Genomic DNA, 15,397 nt, shown 5'->3' with positions numbered 1-15,397 from the left:
AGATTTTAGTATCCCGGATTCTGAGTTAAATTTTTGTTGAGACTGATCTCACTTGAGGGAATGGCCCAGAGATAATCTCTTTGCGGATTGAATTTTCTTTGTTGGGTTCTGATATAGCCACCATCAATATTCTGGTCCGAAGCAAATTTTGCTCCATGGGCAAATCCATTCATGGTCACTTCAGCCACTTTCCATCGTCTGATGTCATCAACTCTTAAGCCCTCCATTGCAAGTTCCGCCCTGCGTTCCCGGCGAATAATATTGGTCAGGTCCCCACCTGGAAAATTCAATGCAGCAGCATCTGTGAAACCTGCTCTTGAACGAAGGGCACCAATCGTTTTTGCCCAAATTGATGCGTCCATCTGTCCGAGGCTGTTTTTGGCTTCTGCATAAGTTAGCAATACCTCTGCATATCGGAACAAGTGGAGGTTATTGCCGGAAACAAAACTTGACAAAGCGCTTGGATCAAAATACTTTCGCCAGTAATAACCGGTTGCTGAGGCACTTTGGGAACCTGGAGAATATTCATCCAGACCGGGCTGAACCGGATCTGTGCCTGGTTTGATGTAAATCGTTTTGGTGCTGTTGTTTGGATTTACCCATGCATACCTGTCATAAACAACTGTTGCGGTTAGCCTGGGATCGCGATTAATGTAAGGATCGTTTTCCAAATATCCTGAGCCTGCTTCTTTGATTCCCTTTCCATTCAGCATAACGTAATCATCCACCAGTTCCTGAGTTGGGGCCATGTTGCTAACTCTTCCGCCAACCGTTCGGGGTGCGAAATCCCAGAAATTTTGCCAGGTTCTTACCGTAGGTACATATTGAAGGGATAATATGCTCTCACTGCTGGTTTTATTGGTTACCGGATCGCTAAACAATGCGCTATAATTTGGAGAGAGTGAATAGGTACCATAGGTAGACTGGTTATTGATCAGTTTTTCGCAAACAGCAATCACTTCCGCCATTTTGTTTCCTTCATAAAGCAATGTCCTCATCTGTAGTGCCAGAGCAGCGCCTTTTGTTATCCTTCCATTCTCATCATCCGGGAGCTGATCTTTGCTGGGCAGGTTGGGTATCGCGGCTTCTAACTGACTAACAATAAAAGCACTTACTGCAGCTTTGGAAGTGCGGGGAATTACCTGAGCCTCTTCGGGAGTCAGATCATGATCAGGAAGCGGCACATCACCATACCACTTAATTAGATTAAACAATGCAAACGCCCTCATAAATTGGTTTTCTGCCTTCATTCGGGCAATAGTTGCCTGTGGAAGCGTTTTATTCTGGTCTACGTTTTCCAGAAAGATGTTTACGGATTTTATTGTGCGATAGTAGCTCGCCCAATCTCCCTGAAACTTCGCTGTAAGTGAGGTTGCATTGCCACTGGCAATCAGGTTGAGATCTCCGGAGGGAGAATAGGCATTGTCAGAGAGTGCCTCTGGTTCAAAATACAAGTTACTGTTATAAAGCAGACTGTAATTATTGTTCAACGCATTGGTCACGTTCACATCAACGGTCCAGAATGTCAGATCTGAAAACCTGTCGGTAGGCGCAATATCCAGTTTTTTACACCCCGCAAATGCTAGCAATGCGATGGCAATTATGAGGTTTTTATATAGAAATTTCATATGAGTAGTTCTAACCGTGAGTATTAAAAAGTTATGTCTAAACCAGCACCATAGAATATCGGTAAAGGATATTGGCGGGCACTGTTTGAACTGGAGCCAGTGCTTAAATTATTTCCGAATTCGGAAGTTTCCGGATCGATGAATTTAAGTTTGCTAAGCGTGAATAGATTTTGCCCAATGAGCGAAACCCGAAGGCGTTCAACACCAAATTTCCTGGTCACCATTTGAGGCAGGGTGTAGCCGATGTTCACGTTTTTCAAACGGGCATAGGCCGCGTCATATTTGTACAGATCAGATCCTGTGCGCCAGTTATTGGTATTGGATGGCGAGCCGATGTTTGCAAAAATCGGGTAGCGGGCATCCGGATTGTTCGGCGTCCAGTAATTGGTCATGTGCTCATATACTGTAGCACCATATCCATAATGAAATGGTTCAACAAGTTCACCACGCAAGAAGGTTTCACGCTTGCCAACGCCCTGAATGAAGAGCTGGAGATCAAAACCTTTAACGGCTAGTCTGTAAGTGAATCCAAAAGTATACCTTGGAAATGGGTTACCCAAAACTGTTTTATCCTGAGCATCTATTATTCCATCGTTATTAAGATCTTTGAATTTTACATCTCCCGGTACAACTGGGTTTCCGGCGATTTTTGGTGAGTTGTTGATATCTGCCTGATTTTGAAAAAAACCATTGGTCTCATACCCGTAATATTGGGTTATAGGCTCCCCGACTCTTCTCAACAATTGAAACACATCCTGATTGATTATTTGTTCAGTAGCGCCGCCAGATAACTGGAGCAATTTATTTTGATTGTCAGCAAGGTTAAAACTAAAACTTTGAGTCACGTTGTCTCCGCGCAGGTTATAAGTCAAAGTAGCCTCCCATCCTTTGCTTCTCACTTTCGCCACATTAAAATCAGGCGTTGCCGCTCCGAAAATGGCCGGAATGTCCTGTCTGGGCTGCAGAATGTCTCTTGTAACTTTTGTGAAGTAATCAAAAGATGCAGTCAGGCGGTTATCAAAAAAGCCCGCTTCCACCGCAATATTAAAAGTGGATGCCTTTTCCCATGTCAAATCTTTGTTAGACAGTAATGTTCCGGCTCCCCCAACAGGCACATTATTAAAACCATATGCACTGGCATAATTGAAATAGGTTGTTTGATACTGGAAATTGCCCACATTCTGGTTTCCTACTACACCATATGATGCACGTAATTTCAAGTTACTCAGCGTGTTCCTGACGGATTGCATGAATGGCTCCTGACTCACAATCCAGCCAGCGCTTACCGATGGAAAGAAACTCCCGCGGTTTCCTCTGGCAAATTTAGAGGAGGCATCATATCTGGCATTACCTTCAAGTAAATACTTATCCTTAAAACTATAATTCAGCCTTCCTAATAAAGAAAGCAGGCTATATGAATTGATGGCCAGACTGTTATTGGAATTGATGGCATCTACCAATGTTCCTGTTGTCGGGGTTCCCAGTAACTGATCAGTTAAGGTTTTTTGTAACTGGAAACCACGTTGAGAATAATTCTCACTCTCAGCTCCGATTTGCGCCTTGAAATCGTGATCGGAAATTTTCTTACCATATTCAAGATATACTTTGGTATTGAAAAGCTGTGACTTACTGTTTGCATCAAGAACAGAACGATCATCGCCATAAACACCTGAAGGCAGGTAATTAACTTGCATACGACGGAAAAATGTTCCATTATTCTGAAGCGTACCGCCAAACTGTCCGGTTAACCTTAAGTCTTTTGTGATATTGAACTGCCCGTTAAAAGAGCCAAAAATCTCATCATTATCTGCCTGGTTAAACCCACCTTTTTCGAGCACTCCATATTCATTGTATTGCGAGGCAAAGGGGTTAGTCAGATAATTTCCATTTTCGTCCTGCCAGTTGAAATTATGGGGCACCCTGTTCGCATCAGCAAATATATTGTTATCGCCAACGCTATTTGTTTTATTGCGTGTCTTGGTATAAAGAAGAATAAAGTTAGTTCTTAATTTGCCAATAACATTGGTTTGATTTAATCGCAGGTTATATTTCTGGTAGCCAAAATTCGCTCCTTCTCCACCATTACCGATGAAATTGCTCTCCTGATCCTGAAATCCGGCGGAAACAAAAAACGAACTTTTCTCGCCTCCGCCTGCAATGCTAAAATTATGGGATTGTTGAGGAGCTGTTCTTAAAAGGTGTTCAATATCCCATGTGCCATCACCCTGATCTTTAAGCTGCTGTATCTGATCTGGTGTATAAGCCGGACTAAGACCTGAGTTTACCAGGGATTCATTTTTATAGTAAGCATTTTGCCATGCAGGAACCTTATGCACCAGCACGTTGGCATCTTGAATACCATAGCTCCCATTGTAGGAAACTGTTGTTTGCTGGTTCAGCTTTCCAGATTTTGTGGTTATCAATATCACGCCGTTCGCAGCTCTGGAGCCATATATGGCGGCTGATCCTGCATCTTTCAATACTGTTACACTGGCAATATCATTTGGATTTATAGTATTCAGGTTCCCGCCCACAATTCCGTCAACCACTACAAGTGGCGTATTATCACCCAAAGTTCCGACACCACGAATGTTCACGGTTACATTACTGCCCGGGTTTAAATTCGTCTGTTGAATAATCAGATTGGGAGCTTCACCCTGTAATGCCTGATAGGCATTCAATACGGGTTTATTTTCAATGTTTTTCGCATCTATAGTGTTAATTGCGCCCGTTACCGATACCCGTTTTTGCACGCCATAACCTACAACGACAACATCATCCAATACATTTTCTCCTCCTGCTTTCATTTGCACATTTATTGTTTTCTGGCCAGCAATTGCAATATCCTGGCTTACATAGCCCAGATAGGAAAACGTAAGGCTTCGGGAAACCAGATTATCGGGAACGGAGATAACGTATTCACCATTGGCATCGGTAACAGCGCCGACCGAAGTGCCTTTGATCTGTACACTTACTCCGGGAAGTCCAATACCTTTTTCATCGACAACCTTTCCGCTAACCGTGACATTCATCGCGCTCAGCTCTGTTAATGGTGCAGAGAAAGTTTTCGCTGCGAGAAAAGAAGGCGTAAAGGGAACCAGTAATGATACCAGTACCGCAAGTTGCCGGAAGGGCAGCCGCTTAAGTTCTTTTGTTTTGTAAAGTTTAAGTCTCATAACATTTGATTAATAAAGATGCCAAGGTGCATCTGGAATATAAGGTTAGGTGGTATAAAGTTTTAACTCAGGTGCTGGTTTGTGAGTGACTTTTGTGCCAATGCACATCGATTTCTTCAAGTGAGCGGCCTTTGGTTTCCGGAATAAGTTTCCAGGTAAGATAAATTGCAGGTGAACAGCAAAGGGCGAATATCCAGAAGGTCCAGGAAGAGCCCAGGCCTTCAAGCATTATTGGAGTGAGCTGTCCAACAAAGAAATTACCGATCCATAATGTCAGCGTAGCGAGAGACATTGCCTTACCTCTTATCCCGTTAGGAAAAATCTCTCCGATGACCACCCAACATACCGGCCCAAAAGAAAAAGCAAAGCAGGCAATAAAAGCGAGTATGAAAATAAGTATCCATGGTCCTGAAATAACCCCAAAGTGAAAAAGCATTCCGATGATCACAAGTGAGAAAACAGCGCCACCGATACCAACATAAAGCAGGGGTTTACGGCCCCATCTGTCGACAGTAAAAATAGCCACAAAAGTGAATACGACATTTACTAAGCCTATGGTGACCTGACCTCCAAGGGCATTATTAAGGGTAAAGCCCGCTTGCTCCAAAATTCTGGGACCATAATAGATCACGGCATTTATCCCGCAAACCTGAGACAGGAAAGGTAAAAGCAGACCAATCCATAAAGCCTTACGGTATACCGGCTTAAACAATGTTTTAAGTGAAGCATCTTCCCCGTCGCTTTGTTGTAAAGAAAATGCTTTCAACTCCTTGTTTGCAGCGGTTTCCCCGTCAATTTTTATAAGTATTTTTGTAGCCGATTCTTTACGCCCTTTAGAGAGCAGCCACCTTGGCGATTCGGGAACAAAGAATAAGGAAATCAGGAAAATGAATGCAGGAACAGCTCCTAAGCCTAACATTGCCCTCCATACTTCCTGAGAAAATATTCTTTCAGCACTGCTGTCTGAAAAGATTTCCGCCGTGTGGGCAGCCAGAAACGCATTGGTAAAATAGGCTGTCACAATACCTATGGTCAGCGCCAGTTGGTATAGAGAAACCATGGTGCCCCGAAGCCTGGACGGAGCGAATTCAGAGATATAAAGCGGAGATACCATGGAGGCAACACCTATTCCTATTCCGCCGATGAGCCTAAAGGCAATTAATATTGAGAAAGAACTTGCATACATACAACCAAGAGCAGAAGCAAGAAAAAGGAGGGCAGAAAGAATCAGTACGATTTTCCTTCCATATTTATCGCTCAACTTTCCTGATATGCTTACTCCAATGATGCATCCCAAGAGGGCACAGCTTACAAACCAGCCTTCACTCACTGCATCCAGCCCAAAATCATTTTTTACCAAACTGATCGTACCTGAGATTACCGCAGTGTCAAATCCGAAAAGAAAGCCGCCGAGAGCGGCAACCAGACACACCAGATATAAATAGAGACTGTTTCTTTCAACAGATGTTTCTTGTTCTGTAACGCTCATGATATTTATTTTAAAAAGGCTTTGATGACTTTTGCCCGTTGTGATCCATTATTTATAATTCTATAGCTTTCAGCAGCAGCCGGTATTACAAAGGTTTCTGCAAAAGAGAATTGCATTACTGTGCCGTGTTTAGTGATCACAGTAATGGATGAGCCTTCAACCAGCATCAGCACATGGCAGATGTCATCGGTACTGAGATCAACCTGCACATCAAATTCAAGGCGGTAAACATCATAAAAATGTTCTGCATGCGTAGGCAGGTGATAGCACACAACGCCATCCGATTCGGAAAGTATATAAGGTTTGGAGATTAGCTCTTCCTGAACTTTTTGGCCCTTTCGGGTAAAATCAAGATTTTTAAAGGCGTGGTCAATATTTATAGGACGAGGTTTACCGTTAAGATCAAGGCGTAACCAATCGTACATTTTAAAAGTGAAAATATAAGGCGTGGCGCTGATTTCCAATACCAGGTTTTGCGCACCAGCACTGTGAATGGTTCCATTTGGAATCAGAAAGAGATCATGTTTTTTTGCTTTGTGAACCTGAACGAATTCCTCAATGGCAATCTCTTGTCCGTCAAGGTTACTGTTCTCCAAAACTTTTCTGAAATGATTCGAGTCTATATTTTCCTGAAACCCCAGGTATACCGAGGCATCATCTTTACAATCTAAAATATAATAAGTTTCATCCTGGGTAATTTGTTCCCCAAACTCCTTCCGGATGTATTCCAGGCTCGGATGACACTGTATAGAAAGATTTCCACCATCGAAAGTATCCAGAAAATCAAATCTTATGGGAAATTCATTTCCAAATTGTTCAGCATGTCTGCCCAATACATTTCTGTTATTGGTGAACATCAATATATCAAAAGATACTTCCAACAGCAGTCCATTGCTTTCAAATACAATCCCGTTTTCAGGCACAATCAACTCAAAAGACCAGGCATAGTTGATTTCATTCTGATCCAGTTGTGGGATATGGTGCTTCATCCACTGTCCTCCCCAGGCCCCGGGCGCAAACCAGGGACGCACACGAAAAACGGATGTGGAAATTTTTTGAAGTCCATCATGAATATCGGCAGCATGGGCCCAGTTAATCTCATCTTCCCACTGCGAATCAACAAACACTTCTATTCTGGGAATAAGATTTTCCTTATGACGGTTGAGCACTACCCAGTCAACGAAATAAAAGCGCTTATACATTTCCATTTGTTCCTGAGGTTGAGACTTTCCAAGATTGCAGATTGAACCAGCAGACATCCGATGCTGAAGTTCGTTTTTTGGAAGATCTATGTAGATTAATGTGCCATCCCATTGGGCTAATGAGGCACCGCAACCGATGATGATGTTAATATCATACTGAGGATCGATTTGAACGTTTTTCAAGACATCAAGTTCATAAAAATCAGAAAGCTCGAGGTTTGTTCTTTTTCCCCAGACAGAATCTTTCTGGCCCATGAACGGGTCAACCATTTCATCAATCACTTCCTCATTTTTCAAAAAAAGAGAAGCATCTATAATATTTACCTGCAGACCAAGCAAGGCAAGCTCTTGCGATAAAGCATTTACAACACGATTCCAATAAACGCCTATATATCCATCAATAACCACCGTTTTCTGCTCGGTAATAAACTGACACAACTCAAAAAAACCATGGTATATCTTATGATCGCCAAGGGAATGGTACGGATAAATATCATAGCTGTCAGGTTTATTTATCTCTTTGGTATAAGCAGGCATGATCTCCTGCTCAGTTTTTCGCATAGGTTCTTCTATAGACATAATTGCATTAGCATTCTTGTAAATATTTATTTTATTTTGATTCATGTTCACACATTGTATTCTTGCCTGGCAAATCCTCTTTCTACTCCTTTTTAGGGAAAAATATTAAATAAAAGCACATAAGTAAACTTTTGACTAACTACACTTTAAATTATTAAGCCAAATCACATGAGAAACATGTTATGTAAAATTGATTTTCGACGTTAAAATCAGTTCAAATAATTTGGTTAGATAATACATATTAAAGTATGTACATACAAATGTATTATTAATAAATAATTTTCCAAATTTATTTGGATATAATTTTGACATATTTAAGTGAGCCTGGTATCAAACCCGCCTACATAATGTAAAGAATGTGCATACAGGTTAGCAATGAGCCAAATTTTTTATATAATTGTGTTGATTATGAAACTTACGATCGACCATAAAAGTCCGGTTCCACTACACATCCAAGCTGAAGAATTACTCAGGAGATTGATAGAGAGCCCTGAATACATAGAAGGAAAACTACTTCCAAACGAGGTTGAGCTTTCTAAAAAATTATGCATATCCCGGACAACTTTAAGACAATCGATTAATAAACTGGTTTATGACGGATTATTGGTCAGAAAAAAAGGCGTGGGCACCAAAGTCGCAGAGTCGAAATCACTGAGTTCGAAATCTAAAAACTGGATGAGTTTTTCTCAGGAGATGAGTGCAAGAGGAATTCCGATTAAGAACTTTGAACTTCATGTAAGCTGGGTTTTTCCAGAGAAGCGAATTGCAAGTTTTTTCGAAATTAAAGGCGATAAGAAAATACTGAAACTGGTTAGACTACGAGGTCGTCCGGAAGGACCTTTCGTATATTTTGAATCTTATTTTCATCCTAGTGTGGGCCTTACAGGGGAAGAGGATTATAAAAGCCCCCTATACGAAATGCTTGAAAAGGAGCATGCAGTGATAGCAATGATATCAAAAGAAGAAATCAGTGCCATTGCTGCCGACCATTTTATTGCTGAAAAACTGGAAACCGTTATTGGAGCGCCAATTTTATTCCGCAAAAGGTTTGTTTACGATCTCAATGAAAAACCTATTGAGTATAATCTTGGATACTATAAAGCAGACAGTTTTGTTTACACGGTAGAGAGCAGAAGAGAATAATGCTCAAAACATGGAGCCTTAATCGCTCTAAAAAATTTTTCTGACATAATCTTTTGAAACTCAATAAGTGATAAGTGTTTTATAATTGTGATCTATGCACATAGCTTGACTTGCTTGAAAATGTGTTATAAATACACATTGATCGGCAACAGAACTGATTGTACGATGTTATTTTGAAGGACTTTCTTTTTTAAACAAATGATCGAATCTTAAATCAGGAGTCAACACTGTCTTCAAGAAGGTGCTTCAAATTTTGTCCAAGAAGATTATCCCATCCCCATGCAAACCGGTCTCTTTTAAAATGTGGGTAATCCGGAAAACTATCCAAATCAGTTTGTGTGACCTTTAATCTGGTTTTGTTCTCTTCTGAAAACAGATCAAATATTACCTCTGAATTTCCCTGATAACCTTTATAAGCCCAGCTATGCGCCAACGTTTTGCCTTCTATCACCTTCTTCACAACCCATTCTTTTTGATATTTTGCATCGTTATCGTCGAATTGAAATTTAAATCCAACCAAAGGTTTAAATTTTTGAAGTTGAGGAAAATACCATTTTCTCATTTTATCCTCATTAGTTATAGCGTGCCAAACTTTCTCAATCGGTGCATTATAATTAAACTCTTTTATTAGTGGAGTGCTCATATTCTTCGTCGGTTAAATTTTTATGAAACCACAAGTAGTTATTGATTGCAATAATACTTCCAAAATGATTATTTATTTTCAAATGACCAATAAGCGAAGTGTTATGGATTAGTAATGCATAACCCTGATTTTAAGTTATTTGTTTGACAATTCTACGGCATGGTTGAATTGGACATAAAAACCGGCAATCTTAGATTTCTTCGACATTGCCCGAAATTGCATCAGTTTGTGGATTTTATACACAGATCATAAATACCGCACTAAAGAACATCCGTTTTAATTTATTGATAATAAATTGATTACCCCTATTCATACATGAGTTCAAAATTTCAGCACGAAATATGATTAATACGTGAAAGCAACCGATATATATGAACTCAGATTTCTTTAAAGAAGAAGATCGCAAAGGAATGTTGATACGATATTTCCAACAATATATCGATGTTCCATCAAAGATGAAAACATATATATTAGAAGATTGCTCAACAAAGACATTTAACAAACACAAATTTCTGGTCAGCCCCTTAGACCTGTTTCCCAATGTATATTTCATTCTAAAAGGGACAGTCAGAGGTTTTGTCAGAAATAACGGAGAAGAAGTGACTACCTGGATAAGTCTGGAAAAGAACATTGTTGGTTTGACACTTTATCCATCCTCAACGGGATGTGAAAAAACACAGTATATTCAGGCCCTTGAAGAAACTGAAGTCATCATCATTACTTACGCCTTGATCGAGAAGCTTTTATCATTGTTTCCAGAAATGTCAGTACTTACCAGAAAGTTGTTGTGGGTTCAATATCAGGAAGCTGAAGAACGCAATTTCATTATACGGCTTTCATCAGCACCAAAGCGGATCAAACGTCTCAAGGACACAAATCCTGACTTTTTTACCAGAATTCCCCTTAAATACCTCGCCTCGTTTTTAGGGATGAGAATTGAAACATTGAGCAGATTGCGGTCTAAATCGTGATGGTTTCATTCTTCTAAATGATGTATTTCTGAATATGGGATATTAAAGAAATTGCTACAAAGCCACGATTAATGAGTGGCAGGCAAAAGAGAACGAATAACTTTTGCCTGCCACTCATGGGTATTATTTATTTATTCCAAAAGGAAACCTCGCTAATGTTGCTGTAATATGCATCGCCACTGGCTACCGAAATTACCCTGATCCGAATGTACCGCACGGTTGGCAAACCATCAGGAAATGTAACTTTGAAGGGTGCCGAACCATCATCAGTCCTTTCTACAGTTTTGAGCAGTTTCCATCCTCGTCCAGTTGATTCAGCTATCCATCCCGGAGAATTTCCCGGAGATTGAGTTTCAGCACCTGTTAAATCTGCAATGCCCCAAATTTCAAATTTAGTGGGGTTATTACAACAATCGCGACCGATTATTTCGAATTGAGCCAGATTTGCGACCTGTTTGCCCATATCGAAAGTAAAATGATGTGGAAGTGGTGTATTATCATCACTGTGGAAAATATCAGGGTAACCTGTTGGTGCTCGATTTCCATTCCATAGTTTTGATAGTGAAGTTTCACTTGAATAGGTACCAACATCATTGGCTAATTTTAGCGGGCGAAACAATGATTTATCAACAGGCACCATGATGTTGCTCAATGAGTCGAAATTGGCGACATAAAATGTATCAATTGCTGATTTTACAGGCACATACGAAGATTTAAAATAGATTTTTGTACCCACTTTATAATCTGCAAGTCTGATCGAGTTATCATCTGGACCTAGCGTGCTTTGATGAATGGTCCCATCTTTAAAGGTGTAATGAATCTCCGTATTTATATTTATGGTGTCTGGCCGCTCAAATTGTAGCGTAATACCATTATCATCAAGCTGATAAGGTGCTGCTGCCATAAGGAATCGATTGGTTAAACTTGATTTATAACTGTCACCAAACACTTTCACGTTATTAATTTGAACCGGGACAGATTTGTTGCCGGCCTTGTCGTAAGAGTATATGGTAAACGAGTAATTGTACTCTACCAAATTGGGTATGATTACCGAAACAGTCGTAACCGTTCTATCGGGCGCTGTTAACGCTATTGAATCCTGAAAATTGTTCCAAAAGATCATATAGCGGGTAACACTGGGATCAGGGCTTGCTTTCCAACTTAACTTTACCCTGTAATTCCCTGGAGATGCTACCACTTTTTCAGGAAAACCCGGATATACCCTTTCTTTTCCATTGAGATATTTTTTGTAATCAAGTGCGTCTTTACTACAACTGTAGAAGAGTACGATGGCCATAAGTGCCAAAAAAATCCTTTTTATATTTTTAGTTGCCATTTTATATACTTATTAATTGGTATTTCCCCAGAAAGATAATTCCATTACATGGGCAAAATCTGCATTGCCCCAGGTGCTGTTTACGGCCAACCTGATGTATCTTACTTTTGGAACATCAAGCGCAATATTAAACTCAAACCCTGCCTTAACAGCAGCTAAATCGGCTGGTGTGGTTTGACCGGGTGCATTGCCCGATGGTGGCGGCGGACAAGTAAAATTGCCAATGTTAATCCAATCGCCCACAACTGTACCCTTAGGAGAATTAACGGGCAATACCGCATCGGTTGGTGCCGTACTTGAAGAACCCCAAAGTGTCCATGCCTTAGGATTACCGTGATTATAGGAGTAATCATTTCCGTAAGCTTCGCCCCTTTCCCACAATTTGTACCGGCTTAGTTTGGTTAATATACCCATATCGAAAGTGCATATTTGTAAAGGCATGCCATTTCCAGCATCAGTATGCCAGCCTGGGTCAGCAATGTTATTGTCCCACAACCTGGTAGTGTTCCATCCTAAACCGGTGGCGCCCAAAGGAGAATCTGACGGTAACCTATATTCACTAAATCTGTTCTTTGGTACCAAAATCTCAAAAATGGGGCTAATGGATTTGTATAAGGTATCAGATATATTCCCCCATCTGTCGGTTACGTAAACCCCGAAATCTCTTTTTAAGGTATCAAAACCTCTCACACTGAAATTAATGTTTTCTGCTTCTGTATAAAACTGTTCAACGGGGAGCATTTTACCTGTGGTTTTATCATTGGAAATCACTATTATTCCAACTGCCTTTTTGGATGGATTGCTTGCCGAAACGTTTACCCCGCCAAAATCTGCATTCAGCTGAATGGTAGGATAAACCATCAGGTAAGAGGGGGTTGATGGTCGGACATTTACTTTAACGGGATCGCTTTTTACATTTGCACGGGAAACAGCATACAAGGTGACCTCATAATCTCCGCTTTTCTCAAAACCCTCTACCCGGAGTGTATCACTGTAATAAGAAGATTTAGATTGCCTTACCGTTCGGGCATTGATTCTATATTCTGCCTGAACGTAAAGCAGATTTTCGGAATTGGGAAGCGTGTAAGAAATAACTGCTGCACCAGCCAGATTTTCGACTTTCACACCCGTAAGTACACCCGGTTTTGCCATATCTTGCGATACCACATCATTAAACCCATCACTTTCTTTACATGAGTACAGTGAGCAGGCAAGTAGCAGGGCAGCACAAAGCTGCGCCATGCTCCAACCATTATATTTTGTTGATTTATTTTTCATAATCATTGTTTTTATGGTTTACCAATAAGGATTTTGAACAAGATTCGGGTTTATGATCAAATCATTGTATTTAATCGGCCACAAATAATCTTTTAAGCCAAATGAAGGAACAACAAGGTTTCTTTGCCGGTAGTAACCTTCGGGAGTGGTATCCTGAATGTTCCAGCCTTGTAAAGGTTTACTCAACACATCCTGGATGATTTTCCAACGGCGAAGGTCCCATCCAATTCTACCTTCAAAGCATAGCTCAATTCTTCTTTCCTGCTGGATGATTGATCTCAAACCATCTTTTGATAAAGCCTTGCCCGGATTGGATGAGTAAAGTGACCAGGATTCCTGAACGCCTTTCAAACCTGCACGCGAGCGAACCCTGTCAATGTAGCTGTATGCTTCAGCTGATGGACCATTTACCTCATTTAATGTTTCGGCATAAAGAAGATATAGCCCTGCAAGTCTGATCAAGGGCATTCTGAAACCTGTCTGGACAACCTCAGTACCAAAAACCGATTGATAATTAACCAATTTGCTCGGCCAGTAGCCTGATACGTTTACCCTGATATTATCTTTTGGTCCTGCAATGGATGTTGTTCCACGAGCCTGAACATATAGCATATTTTCCGGATCTGTTTGCCCGTTCCCAAAAAAGCAGCTGCCATCAAATGATAAATCGGCATAGAATCTTGGTTCCCTATCCATGTGCATCTTAATGGTTTGATAGCCGTTTCTAAGATAATATTTATGATCAGGCGCCGCGGCGGCAATTGCATAGCGTCCACGGTAATCATATCCCGAATCTTCATTTATGGGAACACCATTTTTAGAGTAAAATAATTCGGCCATCCCAATCGGAACTGCGAAGTTGCCAGGCGCACTATCCATATTTTGTACCATGGCATTAGTAAGCCTCGGCATTGCCATAGATTGCAAACCAAAGCTTGGATTGAGCGCCCAGATCACTTCCGAATTTTTTTCCCAGTTCTCGGTAATGCTTTGCCTTATATCCATAACCGTTTTCAATGGCGCTGGTATGGTTGGAAGATTACCAGGTGAAACAAAGTGATACAGCGACACATTATTTTGTTCGCAAGCTTTAACAGCTGCCTGGCACGCCAACATTGCTTTTGACCATTTTTCGGCCTGATAGGTTGTTGAAAAAAGATTTACCCCATCTTTATCTTTAAAACCGGCATAATCGCGATTGCCGTTAAACAGCGGACTAGCCTGTGTGGTCAGCACCTCAGCTTTTAACGAAAGCGATATGAGTTGCGTGATTCTGCCTAAACTCCGTGCCGGATCTTGAATGGTAGCAGGAAGATCGGGAGTGGCCTCATCTAAAAGCGATACGATATAATCAAAACCCGCATCAACTGGCTCACGCTTTACCCTTACCTCTTCAGTACCGGCATCAATTGCCAGATTTTGTTTGATCAAAGGAATCGGACCATACATCCTTAACAGATAAAAATGGTAATATGCTTTTAAAAATTTCACTTCTGCAATCCAGCGGTTACGCTCAAATTGAGGCAAATCTTTCGGCCGATCGATATTCTCCAGAAAAATATTACATCTTCTAATTGCTTTGAAAATCGGTTGCCCCAATTGTTCTCCACCCCAATAATTTAAAGATGGATTATCAGTGGTTTGCACTCCTCTTATCAAATGAAAACCTTGTTCGGCATCGCGGCTACCTAAAGTAGCCTCAGTTAGGGTATTGGGAAAATAAATCTCTCCGGAGGTTGTAAAGGCGGCATCGCTATTGGATGGCACCATATTTTGAAGGGTAGAATAACAGGTAAAAAGGTAGTTTTCTGCCTCATTTCTATTCCTGAAAGCATAATCGATGGTCGCTACATTATCTGGCGTTACATCGAGGTATTTTTTACAGGATTGGATCATACCCGAACAAAGCGCAAGGAGTATGAATAATTTATAATTGAATTTCATGATTTCTG

The 15,397-nt window shown here is 40.8% G+C and carries 10 protein-coding genes; 2 read left to right on the top strand and 8 right to left on the bottom strand.

The window, feature by feature from the left end:
- Positions 1–5: 5 nt before the first annotated feature.
- From DU508_RS13865 to DU508_RS13850, 4 genes are all read right to left on the bottom strand, one after another.
- The gene (locus tag DU508_RS13865; RefSeq protein WP_115403406.1) at positions 6–1,628 is read right to left on the bottom strand and encodes a RagB/SusD family nutrient uptake outer membrane protein; all 1,623 of its coding nucleotides are present in this window, start codon (positions 1,626–1,628) and stop codon (positions 6–8) included.
- 23 nt (positions 1,629–1,651) lie between these two features.
- The gene (locus DU508_RS13860; protein WP_199562714.1) at positions 1,652–4,804 is read right to left on the bottom strand and encodes a SusC/RagA family TonB-linked outer membrane protein; all 3,153 of its coding nucleotides are present in this window, start codon (positions 4,802–4,804) and stop codon (positions 1,652–1,654) included.
- Positions 4,805–4,871: 67 nt separating this feature from the next.
- A complete protein-coding gene (locus DU508_RS13855; protein WP_115403405.1) occupies positions 4,872–6,293 on the bottom strand; it encodes a sugar porter family MFS transporter in 1,422 nt (473 codons plus the stop codon).
- Between the two features lie 5 nt (positions 6,294–6,298).
- Positions 6,299–8,119: a class I mannose-6-phosphate isomerase gene (locus tag DU508_RS13850; protein ID WP_233509586.1), complete on the bottom strand. Its 1,821-nt coding sequence runs from the start codon at positions 8,117–8,119 to the stop codon at positions 6,299–6,301.
- A 363-nt stretch (positions 8,120–8,482) separates the two neighbouring features.
- Between DU508_RS13850 and DU508_RS13845 the strand changes: the two genes are divergently transcribed.
- Positions 8,483–9,217 carry a GntR family transcriptional regulator gene (locus DU508_RS13845; protein WP_115403404.1) on the top strand — a complete coding sequence of 245 codons (735 nt, stop codon included), beginning with the start codon at positions 8,483–8,485 and terminating at the stop codon, positions 9,215–9,217.
- 214 nt (positions 9,218–9,431) lie between these two features.
- Here DU508_RS13845 and DU508_RS13840 read toward each other — a convergent pair whose 3' ends face one another.
- On the bottom strand, positions 9,432–9,860 hold the full coding sequence (locus tag DU508_RS13840) for an SRPBCC family protein (RefSeq protein ID WP_115403403.1): 429 nt from the start codon (positions 9,858–9,860) through the stop codon (positions 9,432–9,434).
- Positions 9,861–10,231: 371 nt separating this feature from the next.
- Between DU508_RS13840 and DU508_RS13835 the strand changes: the two genes are divergently transcribed.
- Positions 10,232–10,831: a Crp/Fnr family transcriptional regulator gene (locus tag DU508_RS13835; RefSeq protein ID WP_115403402.1), complete on the top strand. Its 600-nt coding sequence runs from the start codon at positions 10,232–10,234 to the stop codon at positions 10,829–10,831.
- Between the two features lie 127 nt (positions 10,832–10,958).
- On the opposite strand, the gene DU508_RS13830 is transcribed toward DU508_RS13835, so the two are convergent.
- From DU508_RS13830 to DU508_RS13820, 3 genes are read right to left on the bottom strand one after another with little or no spacing between them, the layout of a single operon-like run.
- Positions 10,959–12,167, bottom strand: coding sequence for a DUF4998 domain-containing protein (locus tag DU508_RS13830; RefSeq protein ID WP_115403401.1), 1,209 nt, complete (start codon positions 12,165–12,167; stop codon positions 10,959–10,961).
- A 12-nt stretch (positions 12,168–12,179) separates the two neighbouring features.
- Positions 12,180–13,445, bottom strand: a complete 1,266-nt coding sequence (locus DU508_RS13825; RefSeq protein WP_233509584.1) for a DUF5000 domain-containing lipoprotein — start codon at positions 13,443–13,445, stop codon at positions 12,180–12,182.
- Positions 13,446–13,463: 18 nt separating this feature from the next.
- Positions 13,464–15,389 (bottom strand): RagB/SusD family nutrient uptake outer membrane protein, encoded by a 1,926-nt coding sequence (locus DU508_RS13820; RefSeq protein WP_115403399.1) that lies wholly within the window; start codon positions 15,387–15,389, stop codon positions 13,464–13,466.
- Positions 15,390–15,397: the final 8 nt, after the last annotated feature.

Origin of the sequence: Pedobacter chinensis, from assembly GCF_003339865.1 — a bacterium.
GTDB classification, from domain to species: domain Bacteria; phylum Bacteroidota; class Bacteroidia; order Sphingobacteriales; family Sphingobacteriaceae; genus Pedobacter; species Pedobacter chinensis.
Note: the sequence above shows the minus strand (reverse complement) of the source record. Positions and strands in the feature narration are given on the sequence as shown.